This window comes from Micromonospora chalcea, assembly GCF_028768405.1.
Classification (GTDB): Bacteria; Actinomycetota; Actinomycetes; order Mycobacteriales; family Micromonosporaceae; genus Micromonospora; species Micromonospora chalcea.
Genome location: NZ_CP118233.1, coordinates 4,398,286 through 4,416,685, shown reverse-complemented (window position 1 = coordinate 4,416,685; position 18,400 = coordinate 4,398,286). Strand labels below are relative to the sequence as shown.

Below are 18,400 nucleotides of genomic sequence, written 5' to 3'. Positions count from 1 at the left end.
CCCGGCCTCACCCGGTCTCGCCGAGGGGCGCGCCCCGCTTGCGCATGAAGGGCACCGGGTTCTCCGCCCCGTTGCTGGACCGGTCGCCATTGCGGTGCACCTCGAAGTGCAGGTGCGGGCCGGACGAGTTGCCGCTGCTGCCGGAGAGCCCGATGACCTCGCCCGCCGCGACCGACTGACCCGGCACCACGCGGGGTCGCTCGACCATGTGGCAGTAGCGGGTGATGAATCCGCCGGCGTGCAGGATGTCCACGAACCATCCGCATCCGCCCTTGTTCGGCCAGCCGTCCCGGTCGCAGTCCTTCCGCCCGGCGCTGTCGGGATCGCAACGGGCCACCAGCACCCGGCCCGCCGAGGCGGCGTGGATCGGCGTGCCCTTCGAGGCAGCCAGGTCCACGCCGTGGTGGCTGGGACGGGCGGTGGTCCGGAAGCCGGAGACCACGCCGCCGGGCAGCGGCGCGGTCCAGCCGGAGGCGGCGATCCGGTCTCCGGCCGCCGCGTCGCACACGGCCTTGCCGGCGATCTCCACGGTCCGGGCGGCGCCGCCGGCCAGCGCGTCGACGATGCGTCCGGCCAGTTCCTCGTGTTTGGCGTACGCGTCGGGGTAGGCGCTCACCTGGACCTGCTGGGCCACGACGGTGAGCGGGCGCTGCTGCCAGTTCGGCACCTTCTCCATCTTCTGGTAGAACTTGCGGGCCGCGTACGAGGGCGTCATCCGCTGCTCGACGCTGCCCCATCCGGGCCGCTGCTGGAACAGGCCGAGCGAGTCGTGGTCGGCGCCGACCCCTTCGTGCGGCAGCGCCAGCGATGCCGGCACCGTGCTGTTGGCGAGGTTGCGCAGCGCTGATTCCTGCATCGCGGTGGCCAGCGCGATCACCCAGCCGCGCGCGGGGAGCTTCATGTCCTGGCCGACCTTGATGATGACCGCGGCGTTGCGCAGCTGACGCTCGCCGTACTCGGCGAAGCGCGGCATGTCCCCGGTCAGGTTCACCTGGTAGGTCGGGTCGCAGCTCAGGGCGGCGAGCTTCGGGTCGTCCCCGTCGCCGCCCAGTTCGGTGAGGAAGAAGGCTCCGGCGCCGCCAACGCAGCAGAGCAGGGCGAGTGCCGCCGTGACAGCGGTGGCGAGCACGCCGACCCGCAACTTCCGGCGGACCTGTCCGGCGACGGCCGGGCCGGCGGTCACGACCGCTCCCAGTCGACGGCGTCCACCAGCCAGGGGCCGTCCGGCGCGACGAGTTCGAGCCGGAGCGTGCCGTTGTCCAGCGGAACGAGCGCCTCCACGAACGACTCGGTCCGGGGCCGGAGAGTAGGTGCGCCTGTCGTCTTCCGCGCCGGCACTGTCTCCGGGTCGGCGTCTGTCATCTTCTCCGCCAGCGCGGGGGTGGCGAGCGGTCGGAGCCGGGCCTGCCAGGCGTCGCCGGTGCTGCCCGGGCCGCTCAGCCACGCGGTGGTGAACCGCCCGGCGACCTGCTCCGGCGTGGCCTCGCCCGGCCGGGTCTTCGGGGCGACAGCGGTCGGCGGGCTGGCCAGCACGCCGTCGTCACCGGCCTCCGGGTCCGCGGTGCTGATCGGCTGGCTGGGCCGGCTGGTCAGGCCGAGCCCCGAATCGCCGGGCCCGCCGACCAGGCGGGCCGCGCCGATCACACCGAAGACCAGCACGGCGATCACCAGGGCGATGCCGAGCCTCGACCGGAGGACCCGGGTGAAGAGGAACTCCAGCGCGCGCCGCACCGGACTCACCGGGCCTCGGAGCGGATGCGCGGCGCCGGCCGGGCCGGGGCGGTGCCGCGGCCCGCCGAGTCCGGCCGGTAGACGGCGTAGGAGGGGACCTCCTCCGGCACGTCCGGCTCGGTCCAGGTCGACGGCGCGCGCCGGGGTCGGGGCGCACCGGCCGGACTCCCGCCCGGCCGTCCGCTCGCGGGCGCCCCCTCCGGCCGTTCCCGTCCGTCCGGTCGCTCCCGTTCGGCCGGTGTGGCGCTGTGCGCCGGATCCTCGTGGCGGGCCTCCGGCCGGAGGCTGCGCTGATCGGCGGTGACGGTACGGCGTCTGCCGATGGTCGGCTCGTTGGTGCCGCCGGGCTCGGCCACGTCCAGCCGGGCGGCGATCCGCATGTCCCGGAAGAACCGGCGGTGCCAGGAGCCGGCCGAGCTGACCGCCTCGCTGCTGTCCTTGCCGCCGAGCTGGGTGATGCGGCGGTACGGCCGCAGGAGCAGCCAGCCGACCACGCCGCAGAGCCAGACCAGGACCACCTGGAGCCAGCCGGGCAGCGTGGCGGTGTTCATGATCAGGTCGACGGCGAAGAGGTAGATGGCCGCGCCGGTGCCGAAGATAGCGATGTTGAAGACGGCGGCGACCACCGCGTTCGCCAGCCGCCGGAGGCCGGCGCTGGCCGGGCGCATCAGGCCGACCGTGCCGAGGATCGGCGCGGCGATCACCGCCCAGCGGAAGATCAGGAAGCCGAGCAGCACCAGCAGCGACGCGGTGAGGTCGAACATGGCGAACAGCACCGAGGCCAGCACCGCGATGAACCCGGCACCGATCCGGTCCATGTCCTTGGTGCCCTTGAGGTACTCGTACGCCTCCGGGTCCTCGGTCTTGATCTGCTCGGCGACCTTCGCCCACTGCTGCTGCTTGGCCTTGATGACAACGTCGCGGGTGGCCGGGTTGGAGCGGATTGACTCCGCCTCATCCCAGGTCAGCGCCTTCGCGTCGTATAGCGCCTGGCCGTACTTCTTGGCGGTCTCGCTGTCCGCCGAGCCGAGCACACCGCGCAGCCAGTTCCGGTAGAGCATCGTCTCGGTCGCCGTGTCGCTGGCGCGCACGGCGGGTGGACGCTTGTCGACGCAGGCGCTCGGGTTCGGCAGCGCGCACTTGTCCGGCGGAACGGTCTTGGCGGACGGGCCGACCGCGTCGTGCACCACGCCCAGTGTGGTGATCAGCGTGCTGTCGGCGATGTTCGCGGACTTGACCGGCCAGGCGGCCAGCGCGGTCACCGCCACCATCACCAGCAGCGCCCAGCCCGCCGTGGTCATCGCGTTGCTCATGTCCGACTGGCGGGACCGCCAGAGCAGGTAGAGGCCGACCACGCAGACCGTGATGATGCCGAAGACGCTGAACACCTTCTGGTAGACGGCCTTCGTGGCCTGCTCCACCAGCGGGTCTGCCCAGCTCCACATGGTGCGCGGATCCCAGGCGCGCTCCCGCAGCGCGTTGGACGCGCCGATCACCGCGTTGGCGAACATGAACTCGCCGTTGGCGACCATCGTGGTGAAGCGGTAGTCCGGATGCAGCACCGAGGAGGCGCAGCCCCCGTCGACGTCGTACGTGTTGTAGCTGTAGCCGGCGTAGCCGTAGTCGCTGTAGAGGCCCTTCGGGCCGGGCTCCTTCGCCGAGTCGGGCCGGGACGCGAACCAGCCGGCCAGGCCCGAGTCCGGCGCGGCGGGCACCGGCGCGTTGCGGCACTCGACCTGGTCCTCGCTGACCGCCTTGAGGCGGCCGACGCAGGCGCGGAAGTCGGCCTGCCATTCCTTGGTGCTGCACAACTCGGCCCGCGCCTGGGTGACCGGCGCGGCGGCGTACGCGGGTGTGGCCGCACCGATCACCGGCCAGGAGATCGTGGCCCCGGCGAGTACGCCGAGCGCGAGGAGGAGCGCCGCGATCCGTGCCCTCGCCATGTCACGCCTCCAGGTCAGCCAGGACGGTCGGCAGTATCCCGGCGGCCTGGGCGACCGCGGCGGGGGTGGTGTCCAGGTGCTCCAGCAGCCCGTCGACGTACGACACGTCGACCCGGACCTTCTGCACGCGCCCGTCGACGTCGCGCATGACGAACTCGCGGAAGCCGAGCCGGTTGGCCGATCCGCTGTCCGCCTGGGAGAGCGAGGCGAGTGTGGCCTCGTAACCGTCGTCGACGGGCACCCGCAGCAGGCGCAGCGCCTCGGAGGCGATCTCGCTGTCCTCGGCGATCCGGCCGACGAAGACGGTGGAGACGAGGTTCTGCACGTCGAGGCCGAGGATGTCCTTCGGGTTCTGCGAGGCGACGAGCGCGGCGAGGTTCCACTTGCGGGAGTCGCGGGCGAGCCGGACCAGGAACGACCGGCCGGAGCGCCAGCCCTCCATGAAGTGGGCCTCGTCGAGGCCGACCAGTTTCCGGGAGGACATCGAGCCGCCGTAGCAGCGGCGTACGGCCAGCCGGTGCGCGGTGTGCAGCATCGGCAGCGCGAGCGCCTCCTCGGCCGACCAGTACTCGCGCTCGATCTTGAGGTCGGGGAGCCGCAGGCCGGCCATGGTGATGACGGTGAGCGCGGCGTCGGCGCCGAGCAGCCCTTCCGGTGGCCGGCCGAAGAAGAGCATGGCCAGCGGCATCTCGGCGGTGTCGAGCAGCAGGTGGGCCAGCTCGCGCCCGGCGTCGTCGTCGAGCCCTTGCAGGCAGGTCACCACGTCGTCGAGCGTGGAGGTCTCCTCCGCGGGAACCTGGCGTACGGCGTGCCGGAACAGCGTGGCGGTGGACGCCTCCCGGGCCACCTGCGGCGGCACCAGCATCATGCAGATGTCCTGCACGAGCATCCGGCGCTCGGCGCGGGCGTTCGACACGGCGATCTCGAACTCGCGGTCACCGGCCGCCCCGGCGCCGAACTCGGTGCGCAGCGGCGTCGGGATCAGCGCGTACGGCGCCAGCGTGCCCTGCTCCGAGCCGGTCAGGTTGAGCACCCGGGAGTACGGGGCGAGCTCGGGCATGGCGCAGAGCCGGGCCAGCGGGCCGGACGGGTCGAGCAGCGTCACCTGCGCGCCACGGCGCGCTGCCAGGTAGCCGAGCGCGCCGAGCAGCGTCGACTTGCCACCACCGGGTTCGGCGACGAAGACGGCGAGGCCGGAGCGTTCGCGTACCTCCATCGGGAAGTGCAGGTCGAGGAAGACCGGACGGCGGCAGGTGCCGGCGGTACGCCCGATCAGGTCGCCGCGCCGGTCGCCGACTGTGGACGCTGCCTGCGGCAGCGCGGCGGCGAGCAGGTTGACCGGCATCCGCCGGACGTAGCCGGTGTTGGCGATCGGCTCGCCGGGGATGAACTCGCGGGCCAGCCAGTCCTGGTTCTTCGGGTGCTGGAGCGAGATCCGCAGCTCACGGGAGTAGAGCTGGATGAGCCGCCGGGCCCGCTCCAGGCACTCCTCCCGGGTACGGCCGCCGACCGCGATGCGGTGCCAGCCGTGTGCCCGGGCCGAGTCGACGGGCAGGCCGGTGGTCATCTCGTCGCCGATCACCAGCGCGCGCTTGGCCAGGCGTTCCAGCTCGGGCGGCGCGTCGATGCCGTGCTCGGCGTAGTCGAGCTGCTGGGAGCGGATCATCCGCAGCCGGTGTTCGAGGTTCCGGAACGAGTCGTTGGGGCCGAGGATGTCGACCCGGGTGGACAGCTCCATCGGCCAGGGCAGCCGCTCGTGGAAGTGCAGCCAGGGCTCGTGCCGCTCGGGGATCTCCAGCGGCTCCATCCGGCCGACCGCGAGCACCGCGACGTGGCGTTCCTCGCCGGTCATCCGGTTGACCAGCTTCACCGTCGAGCCGTACGGGGTGCGGTAGCGCTCCACCTGCTCGGTGAGGGCCAGCAGGTCGCCGCGTTCCCACCGGCCGTTGGTGATCGGGGACAGGACGCCGGGCGGCGCCATGCACAGCGCCACCGACCGGTAGAGCAGCCATTCCAGTTCGGGCGCGGTGACCCGCCGCCCGCGCATGCCGAACGCGCCGAGGACCTCGTCGAACTGCTCGACGGTACGGCTCAGCCGGCGCCGCTCGCCGTCGGCGGTGCCCCGGCCGAACGTGCGGAGCAGACGTTCGGTGAGCGAGTCGCCGAGCGACCGGCGGGCGAACGTGACGCCGAGGTAGGTCTGGCCCTCGGCGTGGTTGACCGCCATCAGGTGCCGCTGGGCGGCGACCAGGTGGTCGGCCCAGCCGGTGGTGCCCGGTACGTCGGGCAGCGGGGCGGCGGTGTGCGCGTCGATGGTGCGGGCCCACTCGTCGGCCGGGAAGGGCCGGGTGGTGCGGCGCAGGTGCAGCCGGAACCCGGCGAGTCCGGCGTACTGCTCGGAGATCGCCGAGAGCAGTGCCTCGCGTTCGGCATCGGGCCGGAACGCCCACCGCACCTCGGGCAGCCAGTACCAGGCGGTGACGGTGTTGGGGGTGAAGGTGAGGTGGCCGGCGATCTCGGTGATGGCCAGCTCGACCGACGGGTCCCGGTCACCGAACTTGATCTTCGGGGCGCGGACCCGGACCGGCTTGGTCGGCCGGTTGCGGCGTTCCGGCGTGCGCTGCCGGGGCGGCGCGACCTCGCGGTGCGCCGGACGGCCGACCTCCCGCGACGGCGCGGCGCCGGTCGCGAGCGGTTCCGCCGGCGCGAGATCCGGTTCCCGGTACTCGGCGGGCGCGGGTCCGGGCGCGGCGATCTGTGGGGGCGGTGGGAGTGCCGGCTCCGGCTCGGCCGGGGGCCGGAGCGCGGGCAACCGGTCGCCGGCCTGCTGCGGCACCCGGCTCCGGGACGGCGGGGGCGAGGCGAGCGCGGCCGGCGGGTCGGGCAGGGCCGGCTCGACCGGCAGCGGTGCGGCGCGTGCGGGCTCGGGCCGGGGGCGGCCGACCGCGCGTACCCCAGGGGTCTGCTCGCGGGCCGGGGGTTCCGGCTCGGCCCGCGGCGCGGGCTCGACCGGCGCGGCGTGCTGGTGCGGGATCGGCAGGGGCTCACGGCCGACGCCGCGGCGGGGCGGCGCCACCACCGGCTCGACCGGCGGGGGCGGGGTGGGGGCGGGTCGCCGGACCCGGGGCTGCGCGCCGCCGAAGAGGTCGAGGAAGGGCGAGTCGATGTCGCCGTCGGGGCGTACCGGCTCGCGGGGCGTGATCGGTCGCGGCGGTTGGAAGACACCGACCCGGCTGTGTCCCGGGCTGGTGACGAGCGCGCCGTCCAGGACGACCTCGTCCAGATCCTCGTCCGGTGGGTAGTCGAACGATCGCTGACGGTTACCATTCGGCCCGGCCGGACGCCCGGCCGGGGAACCCGGCGTGGAAGAGCGACTCATGCGACCGCCTCACCCGCGTCGTTCGTCTGCACGGTTGTCGTACGCCCGGTCATGCCAGTTCCTCCCGGATCCTGATCCGGCTCGCGACGAGCCGCGGATCCCGCTGCTCGGTGGCCGGTTCCCGGGTGCGTCGCCAGTCGGTCAGCGCGGTCCGGATCACCATGCGCGCGGGCCGGTCCGGGTCGACGTACCGGAAGATGAACGAGGTCGTCACGATCGCCAGCGAGATCTCCCAGGCGGGGAAGAGCTCGACCTGGAGCGTGAACAGCCAGTGGATGAACATGTAGAGGGGTACGAGCAGCATGAACAGGCCGTACTGGGCGTACGGCAGGTGAACGGGAAGGGTGTACCCGGGCGGCCCCAGGTAGACGAGGCGTGCCCGGTAGATGTCGTCGTCGGTGCGCAGCCGCATCGTCGCCCAGCGTCCTACTCGAAGATCAGGTTGATCAGGTAGTCGCCGACGAAGAAGAGTGTGGCGGCGCCGGCGATGAAGGCCAGGCCGATGATGGCGATGGCCGAGCTGGTCAGCACCTTGGAGATCTCACCCCGGCTGGCCCGGCCGATGAAGATCACCCCGAGGACGGCGAGCAGGATCGGTGCGATCTTGCTGGCGAAGAAGGTGATGACGTTGTCGGTGTCGATGCCCTTCGGAGCCGGCTCGGCGAGTGGAGTCGACGCCAGGGTGTGGAGCGCGTGGTCGACGGCGCTCGACGCCGCTGCCATGAGCTCGATGGCGATCACTGGAAACCTCCCCAAGGTCGCGGCCGGCGGTGCCGCGTTGGTGCAAGTAGGCAAGCCTGGCGGGATGGTGCTCGGCGGACACGGAAGTGGTCAACGCTGTGTCCGTGACCCACCACGCTGGGTGGTGAGTTTTGGGCGGATTCTTCCCGCTTCGGCCCTCCCTCCAGGCTTCGCCATCTCGATGCTGGGCAATTCCAAAGCGTACGGCCCGGCCACCTTTGCGACAAGCCGCGAAGAGTCGACCGTGAATCGCCCGGAAGACCGATCGTACACCTGTTCCAATCCGCATGTCAGGGCTGCTGCGTCGGCGGCTCGCCCGGTCGCCGGAAGCCCCGCCCGCGAGCGGTACTGTCGGCTCCGTGACCGATCTGGTACGGGCGGAGACCCCGGTGGTGATGGGCGTCCTCAACGTCACGCCCGACTCCTTCTCCGACGGCGGCAGATACGCCGATCTGGACGCGGCAGTCGCACACGGGGTGCGACTTCGCGCCGACGGCGCCGACCTGATCGACGTGGGCGGCGAGTCCACCCGGCCCGGCGCCGAGCGGGTCGACGCGGAGACGGAGACCGCCCGGGTGCTGCCGGTGGTCCGTGAGCTGAGCGCCGCCGGCATCGTCGTCAGCATCGACACCAGCCGGGCCCGGGTCGCCGAGGCGGTCCTCGCCGCCGGCGCGTACCTGGTGAACGACGTCTCCGGCGGCCTCGCCGACCCGGACATGGCCCGGGTGGTCCGCGACGCCGGCTGTCCGTGGGTGCTCATGCACTGGCGGGGGCACTCGCGGGAGATGCGCGAGCTGGCCACGTACACCGACGTGGTGACCGAGGTCCGGGACGAGCTGAGCCGGCGGGTCGACGCCGCGCTCGCCGCCGGGGTGGCCGCCGACCGGATCGTCGTCGACCCGGGTCTGGGCTTCGCGAAGACCGCCGCGCACAACTGGGCGCTCAGCACCCGCCTGCCCGAGCTGGTCGACCTGGGCTTTCCGGTGCTCTTCGGGGCCAGCCGCAAGTCCTACCTGGGCCGGTTGCTCGCCGACGCGGCGGGCGAGCCGCGGCCCACCGCCGGGCGGGAGGCCGCGACCGTCGCGACGAGCGTGCTCGCCGTCGCGGCCGGCGCCTGGGGGGTACGCGTGCACGATGTCCGCGGCACCGCCGACGCGCTCGCCGTCTGGCAGGCCACCGGCAGCCCCCGTCTCGCCACCGCGACCGGCAGGCGGCCCGCGACCGCGCCGCCGAGGGCGGCGGAAGCGACCACCGGCGCGAGTGGAGGCGACAGGTGACCGACCGGATCGAGCTGACCGGCCTGCGCGCGCACGGCCGGCACGGCGTCTACGACTTCGAGCGCGCCCAGGGGCAGGAGTTCGTGGTCGACGCGGTGCTCGAACTGGACCTGGGCCCGGCCGCCCGCTCCGACGAGGTGACCGACACCGTGCACTACGGGGAACTCGCCGAACGGCTGGTCGCGGTGATCACCGGCGAACCGGTGAACCTCATCGAGACACTCGCCGACCGGCTGCTCGCGGTCTGCCTGGCCGAGCCGCTGGTCGCCGCGGCGACGGTGACCGTGCACAAGCCGGAGGCACCGATCCCGCACGCGTTCCGGGACGTCGCCGTCACGATGAGGCGTACCCGGTGACCCGGGCCGTGCTGTCGATCGGCAGCAACCTGGGCGACCGCCTCGGCCACCTGCGCGGCGCGGTGGCCGCGCTCGGCGACCGGGTCCTGCTGGTCTCCGGTGTCTACGAGACTCCACCGTGGGGGGACGCGGACCAGCCCGCGTACCTGAACGCGGTGGTGATGGTCGCGGACCCGGCGGCGACGCCGGAGGACTGGCTGGCCCGCGCCCGGGCCGCGGAGGCGGCGGCCGGGCGGGCCCGCGACCCGGAGCGGCGGTACGGGCCGCGCACGCTCGACGTGGACGTGATCGCGGTCTGGGACGACGCCGGCCAGCCGGTGCTCCGCGACGACCCCGAGCTGACGGTGCCGCATCCCCGGGCCCACCTGCGCGCGTTCGTGCTGCGCCCGTGGATCGACGTCGAGCCGCACGGCCGGCTGCCCGGTCACGGCTGGCTGACCGATCTGCTCAACGCCGAGCCGCTGGCCGGTGACGCCCTGGAACTGAGCCCACGACCCGATCTGACGCTAGAGTCGGACACATGACCCGCAGGAGCGTGGCCCGGCAGTGGCGAGCTGAGGAGGCGCGGTGAGCACCGACCGCTCCCCGCAGGGGCCCGACCGCTTCCGGATGGGGCCGACCCGGGCCTCCACGCTCGTGGTGGCCGGCCTGGCCGCCGCCGCGGTGGCCTGGCTGCTGATCAGCGGCTTCTACTACGACTTCGCGCCCGACCTGCCCTGGCTGCCGGTGATCACGCTGGCCGGCCTGGCCGTGCTGGAGGGCTACGCGGCGGTGAACACCCGCAGCCGGATCGAGCGGCGGCCCGGCCGCGAGCCGGTGAACCCACTGCTGGTCGCCCGGTTCGTGGTGCTGGCCAAGGCGTCCGCGCTGGCCGGTGCCATCTTCGCCGGCTTCTACGCCGGCCTGACCGGCTGGCTCTTCGTGGAACGGACCAATGCCGCCCAGGGCGACCGGCCCGCCGCGCTCGGCGGTCTGATCGCGTCGCTCGCGCTCGTCGCCGCCGCGCTCTGGCTGGAACGCTCCTGCCGGGTGCCGGAGCAGGAGGACGACGAGGACCGCGAGCCGGGCGACCGCGAGACGCCGCGCGGGCGTCTCTGATCCGGGGTTCCCCACACCCCGGCCCGGCGGTACCGTCCCTGGCGACCGGAGAGCGACGGCCGCCACGGTCCGCCCGCCCGTGGGCCGGACGCGGCCACCTGGGAGGCGCGGGTCTATGGCGTACGACGACGCGGGTCGGACAGCGCCGCCGGAGACATCGTCCGGCGTGCCCGCCGCCGTACTGGAGCACGTCTTCGACGACCCGGCGCACGGCGAGCCCGGCCGGGACCGCATCGCGGTGCACGTGCTCTGGGAGTTCGTGCTGCTCGCCGCGCTGGTCGCGGTGACCTGGCTGCTCTGGCGGGAGAACGCGGACGCGCTGCGCGGCGGCTCCCTGAAGACGCTGCTCGTCGACGTGGCCGCGCTCGGCCTGCTCACCCTGGCCGCCGGCCTGAGCCTGCGGGCCGGCGCGGTGAACCTGGCGGTCGGCCCGGTCGCGCTGGCCGCCGCGCTGCACTTCGCCGAGCAGGGCGACCGCGGCATGCGGGAGGCGCTGCTGCCGGCGCTCGCGGTGGCGGCGGCGGCCGGGCTGGCGCTCGCGCTGGCCGTGGTGGTGCTGCACGTGCCCGGCTGGGCGGCGAGCCTGGCCGGGGCGGCCGGCGTGATCGTCTATCTGGAGCGCCGGAGCGTGCCGGTCGCGGTGCAGAGTGACTACGACCCGCGCCGCAACGCGCTGTACCTCTTCGTGGGCTTCGCCGCGGTGGCCGTCCTCGGTGGCCTGTTCGCCGCGATGATGCCGGTGCGCCGGCTGATCGGCCGGTTCCGGCCGGTCGCCGACCCGGCCCGGCGGCGCGGCGCGGTGGCCGCCACGGTGACCGCGCTGGCGCTGGTCGCGTCCACCGTGCTGGCGGCGCTCGGCGGCGTGCTGATCGCCGCGAACGGGGACGGCGCCGTCGCGCCCGGCACCGGCCTGGACTGGACCGTGCTGGCGGTCGGAACGGTGATGCTCGGCGGCACCAGCGCGTACGGCCGTCGCGGCGGCATCTTCGGCACCCTGCTCGCGGTATGCCTGGTGGTGGTGTTCCTGGCCTGGACCGTGCCGCAGGGCTGGTCGGTCGGCCGGTGGGCGCTGGGCGGCGCCACGCTCGGCGCGGGGCTGCTCGTCACCCGGCTGGTGGAGACGTTCGGCCGGCCCCGCCCGGCGCCGCCGGCGACTGTGGGACCGGTTCCGGTCCGCCCGCTGCGGGACGGCGCGACGAGCGGCGGTTGGGGGATGACCCCGGCGCCCGAGCCGGCCGACACCTGGCCGTCGGTGCTGCCGGTACGCCAGAACGACACCCCGGTGGAGGCGTGGGAGGCCCCGCGCTGGGAGAGCGAGCCCCGGCGCTGGGACGCCGACGAACGCTGACCCGACCGTGGCCGTGCGTCCGGCGCGCCGGAGCTGATCTCGCCGGTTAGGCTCGGCGGCATGAGCGAGACTCCTGCCCCCGGCGGCCGCACCTTCGACGAGCTCGACAAGCTCTCCACCGAGGAGTTGCGCGAGCAGGCGTTCAACCTGGCCCGCGAGCGTCGCGACGTGGGCTTCTTCTGGTCGGTCCTGCGGCACCTGCCCAACGCCGACGAGGCCGCCGCGCTGGACGGCGCGCCGAACTCGATCGGCCCGACCATCGACGAGGCGAACGCGCTCTGGCGCGAGCTGACCGGGCACGGCTACGAGGAGTCCGCGCCGTTGCTGCGCGCCGCCTTCATCGACTACCTGATGAAGCACTGACGTCGATGACGACCCGCCGGCCGGCGACGGCCGGACGGTTGCGCAGGTTTGCCCGGCGCGACCGGCCGGGAACTGACCGTCGCATGGCTCTGAGCAACCGCCCCCGCGCCGTCTCCCGGTACGGCACGGCCGCCGGCACCGGCACCCTCGCCGCGTTCCTGCTGGTCGCCGTCGGCGGCAGTCCGATGTACGTGGACTGGGCGCAGCGCGCCACCGACCCGACCGGGGCGGGGGGCTGGTTCCTGCGGCTGCTGGCCTGGCCGTCCTGGCGGTGGCACGCCGACGAGGGCGTGTTCGCCACCAACCTGCGCGCGATCCTGCTGATCGTGCTGGCCGCTGCGCTGCTCTACCTGCTGCCCGGCCCGCAGGTCGACCGGGTGGCGTCCTCGGGCAGCCAGTTCCTCTCCGGCTGGGGCGCGTACGTGCTCGCCGCCGGGCTCAGCGCCCTGCTCGCCACGCTCCTCGGCCCGCACGGCTCGCTGTTCGCCGCGTTCCAGTCCGCCAGCACCGGCGTCACGTACGGCTTCTTCGCCGGCTGGATCGTCGGGCTGGCCAGCCTGGGCGGCCGGGCCTGAGCTCAGTCCACAGCGCCGAGCGCCAGCACCCGGGTACGGGCGAGCAGGCCCACCGCCCGGCCCTCCTCGGTCACCACGGCGTGCTCCGCGCCGGAGGTGAGCAGCGCGCCGAGCGCGTCGTACGCCGAGTCGCCGAGCGCCACATTGGGCAGGCCGGCGCCCCCGTCGGCCGGGAGCGGGTCGAGGACCGCGCGGGTCACCGGGGTCACCGCGAGGCGCCGGATGCCCCGGTCGGCGCCGACGAACTCGCGGACGAAGTCCGAGGCGGGTGACCCGAGCAGCGCGGCGGGCGTGTCGTACTGCTCCAGCCGGCCGCCCTCGGAGAGCACCGCGATCCGGTCGCCGAGCCGGACCGCCTCGTCGAGGTCGTGCGTGACCAGCACGATCGTCTTGCGTACCTCGGCCTGCAGGCGCAGGAACTCCTCCTGCAGGCGGGTCCGGACGATCGGGTCCACCGCGGAGAACGGCTCGTCCATCAGCAGCACCACCGGGTCGGCGGCGAGCGCCCGGGCCACCCCGACCCGCTGCCGCTGCCCGCCGGACAGCTCGTGCGGGTACCGCCGGCCGAACTGGGCCGGGTCGAGGCCGACCAGCTCCAGCAACTCGCCGACGCGGGCGCGGGTGCGCTGCTTCGGCCAGCCCAGCAGTCCCGGCACTGTCGCCACGTTCGCCGCGACGGTCTGGTGCGGGAAGAGGCCGACGTTCTGGATGACGTACCCGATGCGGCGGCGCAGCGCCACCGGGTCGACCCGGGTGACGTCGTCGTCGCCGAGCAGGATCCGCCCGCCGGTCGGCTCGATCAGCCGGTTGATCATCCGCAGCACCGTCGACTTGCCGCAGCCGGACGGGCCGATCAGGACCACCAGCTCACCGGCGCCGACCTGCAGGCTCAGCTCGCGTACCGCCTCGGTGCCGTCCGGGTAGCGCTTGCGGATGCGTTCCAGCGTGATCGACGCCGCGCCGTGTCCGGCAGCGTCCCCCGGGGTACCGTCCACCTGTGTCCCTCCACCTGAGCTACCGGGCCGACCCGGGTAATCCGTGGTTCTCCTGGCAGTACGTGCGGGACAACTCTGACACGATCCTGGCCGCGCTGCGTGAGCACACCTGGCTGACCGCCCGGGCCGTGGTGATCGCCGCGCTGGTGGCGCTGCCGCTCGCGGTGCTCGCGTACTGGTTCCGGTCGTTGTCGGCCTCCATCCTTGCGCTGACCGGGGTGCTCTACACCGTCCCGTCGCTGGCGCTGTTCGCCTTCCTCGCGCCCTACCTGGGCATCGGCGCGATCACCGTGCTCACCGTGGTGGCGCTGTACGCGCTGCTGGTCATCGTGCGCAACGCGCTGGCCGGGCTGAACCAGGTGCCGCCGGAGGTGCGGGAGGCCGCCGAGGGCATGGGGTACGGCCGGTGGGGGCGGCTGTTCCGGATCGAGCTGCCGCTGGCGCTGCCCGGCATCCTCACCGGCGTACGGCTGGCGACGGTGTCGACTGTCGCGCTGGTCACGGTGGGTGTGGTGGTCGGCCGGGGCGGGCTCGGCCAGCTCATCTTCGCCGGCTTCCAGAACAACTTCTACAAGGCACAGATCATGACCGGCACGGTGCTGTGCGTGCTGCTGGCGCTGGTGCTGGACCTTGTGCTGGCCGGCGTGGGCCGCCTGCTCACCCCGTGGCTGCGCGGGAGGTCCGCCCGGTGAACCCCGTCGAGCAGGCGGTCGTCTGGCTGAACGACCCGCTGAACTGGACCAATCCCGGCGGCGTGCTGGACCGCCTCGGCGAGCACCTGAGCATGTCCGCCCTGGCGGTGCTGCTCGGATGCCTGGTGGCCTGGCCGATCGGCCTCTGGCTCGGGCACAGCGGCCGGGGCGGCGGGCTGGTGCTGCTGGTCTCCAACGTCACGCTGGCGATCCCGACCCTGGCCCTGCTGACCATCCTCCCGCTGACCTTCCTCGGCTTCGGCCGGCCGGCGGTGGTGGTGGCGCTCGCGGTCTTCGCGGTGCCGCCGCTGCTGGCGAACGCGTACACCGGGGTGCGGCAGGCCGACCCGGAGGCGCGGGACGCGGCACATGGGATGGGGCTGTCCGGCGGGCAGGTGCTGCGCCGGGTGGAGCTGCCGCTTGCCGTGCCCTACCTGGCGGCCGGTTTCCGTACCGCGGCCGTGCAGGTGGTGGCCACTGCCGCGCTGGCCTCGTTCGTCAACGGCGGCGGGCTGGGCCAGATCATCCGCGCCGGCTTCGGGCTCGACATCGCCGCCGGCGGCGGCCAGATCATCGCCGGCGGGGTGCTGGTCGCCGGGCTGGCGCTGCTCGTCGAGGGGCTGCTCGCGATCGTGGAGCGGCTCGTCACGCCGCGTCCGCTGCGCCCGGTCCGCCGCCGGGCGAACCGCCGCGCGACGGCTGCGACGGCCGGAAGTTGAGCCGCCGGTGACGATCGGGTGACGAAAACCGCTCCGAGTTTGTCGGTCGGGTCCGGAGGATATTGGCTGGAGTCGCGGGTGGCCGTCCGGTTCGCCCGTCGGACACGCGGCCGGCCCGACGGGTCGCGCCGGGACACGGAAGGCGGGCACTCATGCGTGCGCGTACACGACTGGTCGCGGGGGCGTTCGGCGCACTCACCGCGGCCGCTCTCCTCACCGGCTGCGGCGACGCCGGCTCGTCCGGCACCGACGCGCCCGAGCAGGGCGCCTCGGGGGCCGGCTGTGCCCCGGTGGCGGGCGACCAGCTCGTCGTCCTGACCGACGACAAGAAGCTCCAGAACACCGACAACGTCATTCCCGCGATCAACGCGAAGGCGGCCACGCCGCAGCTCGTCGCCGCGCTGGACAAGGTCTCCGCGAAGCTCGACACCCCGAAGCTGATCCAGCTCAACCGGGCGGTCGACGTCGACCGCAAGACGCCGCAGGCGGCGGCGAAGGAGTTCGCGTCCGCCAACGGCGTGACCGACGGGATCGAGAAGGGCCCGGGCGGCCAGATCACCGTCGGCGCCGGCAACTTCAGCGAGAGCCAGACCATCGCCGAGCTCTACAAGATCGCGCTGGAGGCGGCGGGCTACCAGGTCAAGGTGCAGACGATCGGCAACCGGGAGCTGTACGGCCCGGCTCTGGAGAAGGGGCAGATCCAGGTCGTCCCGGAGTACGCCGCCACCATGGCGGAGTTCCTCAACACCAAGGCCAACGGCAAGGACGCCCAGCCCGTCTCCTCACCGGAGCTGGACAAGACGGTCGCCGCGCTGAAGACCGAGGGCGACAAGGCCGGCCTGGTGTTCGGCCAGCCGTCCCAGGCGCAGGACCAGAACGCGTTCGCGGTGACCAAGGCGTTCGCCGACAAGTACGGCGTGTCCACGCTCTCCGAGCTGGCCGCGAAGTGCTCCGGGCAGGCCACCGTGCTCGCCGGTCCGCCGGAGTGCCCGCAGCGGCCGAAGTGCCAGGCCGGTCTGGTCGAGGTCTACGACTTCAAGGCGGGCTCGTTCAGTTCGCTGGACGCGGGCGGCCCGCAGACCAAGAACGCGCTGAAGACCGGCGCCGCGAGCGTCGGCCTGGTCTTCTCCTCCGACGCCGCGCTGGCCACGAGCTGACGCGCCGCGGCCGGCCGGCGCCACTCGCGCCGACCGGCCGCGCACCCCGGGCGGTTGCCTGCTCAGCAGGCCCGCACATCGAGTCACGCCGACCCGTTCCCCTCAGGTGGAACTCTCGGTACTGTGCTCAGCCATGCCCGCCTCGGTCGCTCCTGCCGACAAGCGCAACCCCACCCCGCTGACAGTCCTGTTCTGGGCCGGTGTGGGGCTGGCGCCGCTGGCCGCGCTCATCCTGCTGATCGCCGACGGCAACGGCTCGCTCCGGTTCGGCGCGGTCCTGGCGATCCTCGCCGTCGTGCTGATCGGCCTGTCCATCGCGCTGCGGCCGGAGGGCGGTTCGGGCGGCGCGGCGTCCGAGGAGTTGCGCGAGGAGCTGGAGCAGCTCCGGCGGGAGCTGCGGGCCGAGATAGTGGCCGCCGCTCAACGCGGCAACCAGGCGCTGGACCAGGCACGCCGGGCGGAGGAGGCGGCCGGGGCGGTGCGGCATCGGCTCGACGCGGCCGCCGCCGGGCTGGCCTCCGCGCCCGCCCAGGATCGCCCGAGCGGCGCGGCCCGGGTGCCGGCCGCCGGGGCGTACGAGGCGGATCGGGGTCACCCGGCCGGTCGCGACGAGGACGAACCGGCTCGTCCGGCGTACTCCGGTGGCCGCTACGGCGGCGAGCCCGACGGCGAACCGCCGCGGGCGGGCCGCCACGACGCCGAGCCGGCGCGGGCGGCGGTACGCCCGCCGGACCGGCCCGGGAGCGGCGTGTACGGGTCGGCGCGCGTGTCCGAACCGGCCGCCCGGCCGGAGTCCCGCCCGGTGGGCGTGGTCCACCACACCGAGACCGTGCACGTCACCACCCGGCACACCATCGTCGGCGGTGGCGCCGAGCCGACCGGCTCCCGGTACGGCGGATTCCCCGGCGGCTGGTCGGACGAGGACCGCTCCCGGGGCGGCGACCCGGCCGATCACCGGGGCGCGGGGCAGCGTGAGCGGGGCCGCGAGGACCGGGCCGACGCGGGATGGACCGGCACGGACGACAGCGGCTGGGGTGCTCCGGCGGGTGGCGAGCGCTCCGGGTACGGCCGCCGGGTCGGGAGTGCGCGGGACGACGGCTTCGGGCCGGGTGACGGGCACTCGCCTGCCGACGCCGGACGCGTGGGCGCCGAGCATCCGTGGGCGGGCGTCGGCGGGGAGCAGGGCTGGTCCGTGGGTGGCCGTTGGTCGGACGACCAGGGCCGGGCTGCGGCCCAGGAGCAGCGACAGTGGTCGGGCGACGACCGGGCCGGCTGGGCGCCGGGCGGCGCGGCCGACGTTCCGGCCTGGCCACCGGCCGCGCGGCACAGCGAACCCGCCGCGCGGCACAGCGAACCGGCCGTCCGGCACAGCGAACCGGCCGCGTCCGGGGCCCTGGACGCGCGGGAAGGCCGGGACCGGGCGGACGGCGACCACTGGTCCGAGCTGCGTGCGAGTAACCGCTGGGCGGCGGTCCGCGACGACGACGCGGGCCGGGAGATCCGCCTCGGGGAGCGACGGGCCGCGATGCACGCCGACAGCGCCGGCACGGAGTACCGGATCGAGGACCGATGGGCGTCGGTGCGCGGCGGCAGGGCGGACGCGGGTGGGCCGGGTGACGGCCACCCGGCGTTGCCGGCCGGCGGGGTGCCGGTGCCGGACGAGTGGCGGCCGCCGACCCAGCGCAGCGGCCAGCCGGAGTGGCGCCAGCCGCCCCCGGAGTGGCGTCAGCCCGAATCGGCGCGCCGCGAGCCCGAGCCCGAGCCGCAGTGGCGTCAGCCGGAACCGCAGTGGCGTCCGCCGGAGCCGGAGTGGCGTCCGGCCGATTCGCAGCGCCGCGAGTTCGAGCCGGAGTGGCGTCAGCCCGAGCCGGAGTGGCGCCAGGGCGAGTCCCAGTGGCGTCCGGCCGAGCCGGAGTGGCGTCAGCCGGAACCGCAGTGGCGTCAGCCGGAACCGGAATGGCGAGGCTCGGAGCGCGGCGCCCACGGCCAGCAGCGGGACACCGCCGACCGCTGGCGCTGAGCGCCC

Annotated in this window: 18 protein-coding genes; 11 read left to right on the top strand and 7 right to left on the bottom strand. The window is 74.2% G+C overall.

Features of this window, described 5'->3' with window-relative positions; all coding sequences use genetic code 11:
- Positions 1–7: 7 nt before the first annotated feature.
- Genes PVK74_RS19535 through PVK74_RS19510 form a run of 6 tightly spaced genes read right to left on the bottom strand, consistent with a single transcriptional unit; the run spans position 8 to position 7,794 of the window.
- A complete protein-coding gene (locus tag PVK74_RS19535; protein ID WP_113973586.1) occupies positions 8–1,183 on the bottom strand; it encodes a M23 family metallopeptidase in 1,176 nt (391 codons plus the stop codon).
- A complete protein-coding gene (locus PVK74_RS19530) occupies positions 1,180–1,740 on the bottom strand; it encodes a hypothetical protein (RefSeq protein ID WP_113973585.1) in 561 nt (186 codons plus the stop codon). Before PVK74_RS19530 ends, PVK74_RS19535 begins: the two co-directional genes overlap by 4 nt.
- Positions 1,737–3,674, bottom strand: coding sequence for an MraY family glycosyltransferase (locus PVK74_RS19525; RefSeq protein ID WP_113973584.1), 1,938 nt, complete (start codon positions 3,672–3,674; stop codon positions 1,737–1,739). The genes PVK74_RS19530 and PVK74_RS19525 overlap by 4 nt, the downstream gene beginning before the upstream one ends.
- Position 3,675: 1 nt before the next feature.
- Positions 3,676–7,053: an ATP-binding protein gene (locus PVK74_RS19520; protein ID WP_113973583.1), complete on the bottom strand. Its 3,378-nt coding sequence runs from the start codon at positions 7,051–7,053 to the stop codon at positions 3,676–3,678.
- Between the two features lie 49 nt (positions 7,054–7,102).
- Complete coding sequence (locus PVK74_RS19515) at positions 7,103–7,465, bottom strand: hypothetical protein (protein WP_013288977.1); 363 nt, start codon at positions 7,463–7,465, stop codon at positions 7,103–7,105.
- Positions 7,466–7,479: 14 nt separating this feature from the next.
- Positions 7,480–7,794 carry a hypothetical protein gene (locus PVK74_RS19510; RefSeq protein WP_274476968.1) on the bottom strand — a complete coding sequence of 105 codons (315 nt, stop codon included), beginning with the start codon at positions 7,792–7,794 and terminating at the stop codon, positions 7,480–7,482.
- 359 nt (positions 7,795–8,153) lie between these two features.
- Between PVK74_RS19510 and folP the strand changes: the two genes are divergently transcribed.
- The 7 genes from folP (at position 8,154) to PVK74_RS19475 (ending at position 12,811) form a co-directional block, all read left to right on the top strand.
- Positions 8,154–9,071, top strand: a complete 918-nt coding sequence (gene folP, locus PVK74_RS19505) for a dihydropteroate synthase (protein ID WP_274476967.1) — start codon at positions 8,154–8,156, stop codon at positions 9,069–9,071.
- Positions 9,068–9,427, top strand: coding sequence for a dihydroneopterin aldolase (folB, locus tag PVK74_RS19500; protein WP_043327897.1), 360 nt, complete (start codon positions 9,068–9,070; stop codon positions 9,425–9,427). The genes folP and folB overlap by 4 nt, the downstream gene beginning before the upstream one ends.
- Positions 9,424–9,951 (top strand): 2-amino-4-hydroxy-6-hydroxymethyldihydropteridine diphosphokinase, encoded by a 528-nt coding sequence (gene folK / locus PVK74_RS19495; RefSeq protein ID WP_043327898.1) that lies wholly within the window; start codon positions 9,424–9,426, stop codon positions 9,949–9,951. The genes folB and folK overlap by 4 nt, the downstream gene beginning before the upstream one ends.
- Positions 9,952–10,036: 85 nt before the next feature.
- Positions 10,037–10,525 carry a DUF3180 domain-containing protein gene (locus PVK74_RS19490; protein ID WP_104114026.1) on the top strand — a complete coding sequence of 163 codons (489 nt, stop codon included), beginning with the start codon at positions 10,037–10,039 and terminating at the stop codon, positions 10,523–10,525.
- Positions 10,526–10,640: 115 nt separating this feature from the next.
- Positions 10,641–11,873 (top strand): ABC transporter permease, encoded by a 1,233-nt coding sequence (locus PVK74_RS19485; RefSeq protein WP_043327900.1) that lies wholly within the window; start codon positions 10,641–10,643, stop codon positions 11,871–11,873.
- Positions 11,874–11,933: 60 nt separating this feature from the next.
- Entirely contained in the window at positions 11,934–12,236 is a 303-nt protein-coding gene (locus PVK74_RS19480; RefSeq protein WP_030502043.1) for a hypothetical protein, read from the top strand.
- 83 nt (positions 12,237–12,319) lie between these two features.
- On the top strand, positions 12,320–12,811 hold the full coding sequence (locus PVK74_RS19475; RefSeq protein ID WP_064446780.1) for a hypothetical protein: 492 nt from the start codon (positions 12,320–12,322) through the stop codon (positions 12,809–12,811).
- Positions 12,812–12,813: 2 nt separating this feature from the next.
- Here PVK74_RS19475 and PVK74_RS19470 read toward each other — a convergent pair whose 3' ends face one another.
- Positions 12,814–13,806 (bottom strand): ABC transporter ATP-binding protein, encoded by a 993-nt coding sequence (locus PVK74_RS19470; protein ID WP_069088243.1) that lies wholly within the window; start codon positions 13,804–13,806, stop codon positions 12,814–12,816.
- A 2-nt stretch (positions 13,807–13,808) separates the two neighbouring features.
- Between PVK74_RS19470 and PVK74_RS19465 the strand changes: the two genes are divergently transcribed.
- The 4 genes from PVK74_RS19465 to PVK74_RS19450 all read left to right on the top strand — a co-directional run bounded on the left by PVK74_RS19465 (position 13,809) and on the right by PVK74_RS19450 (position 18,394).
- Positions 13,809–14,498: an ABC transporter permease gene (locus PVK74_RS19465; protein ID WP_043327903.1), complete on the top strand. Its 690-nt coding sequence runs from the start codon at positions 13,809–13,811 to the stop codon at positions 14,496–14,498.
- Entirely contained in the window at positions 14,495–15,217 is a 723-nt protein-coding gene (locus tag PVK74_RS19460; protein WP_051611574.1) for an ABC transporter permease, read from the top strand. Before PVK74_RS19465 ends, PVK74_RS19460 begins: the two co-directional genes overlap by 4 nt.
- A 152-nt stretch (positions 15,218–15,369) precedes the next feature.
- Positions 15,370–16,374, top strand: coding sequence for a glycine betaine ABC transporter substrate-binding protein (locus tag PVK74_RS19455; protein WP_043327905.1), 1,005 nt, complete (start codon positions 15,370–15,372; stop codon positions 16,372–16,374).
- Between the two features lie 133 nt (positions 16,375–16,507).
- Positions 16,508–18,394, top strand: a complete 1,887-nt coding sequence (locus PVK74_RS19450) for a hypothetical protein (RefSeq protein ID WP_274476966.1) — start codon at positions 16,508–16,510, stop codon at positions 18,392–18,394.
- The last annotated feature ends 6 nt before the right edge of the window (positions 18,395–18,400 follow it).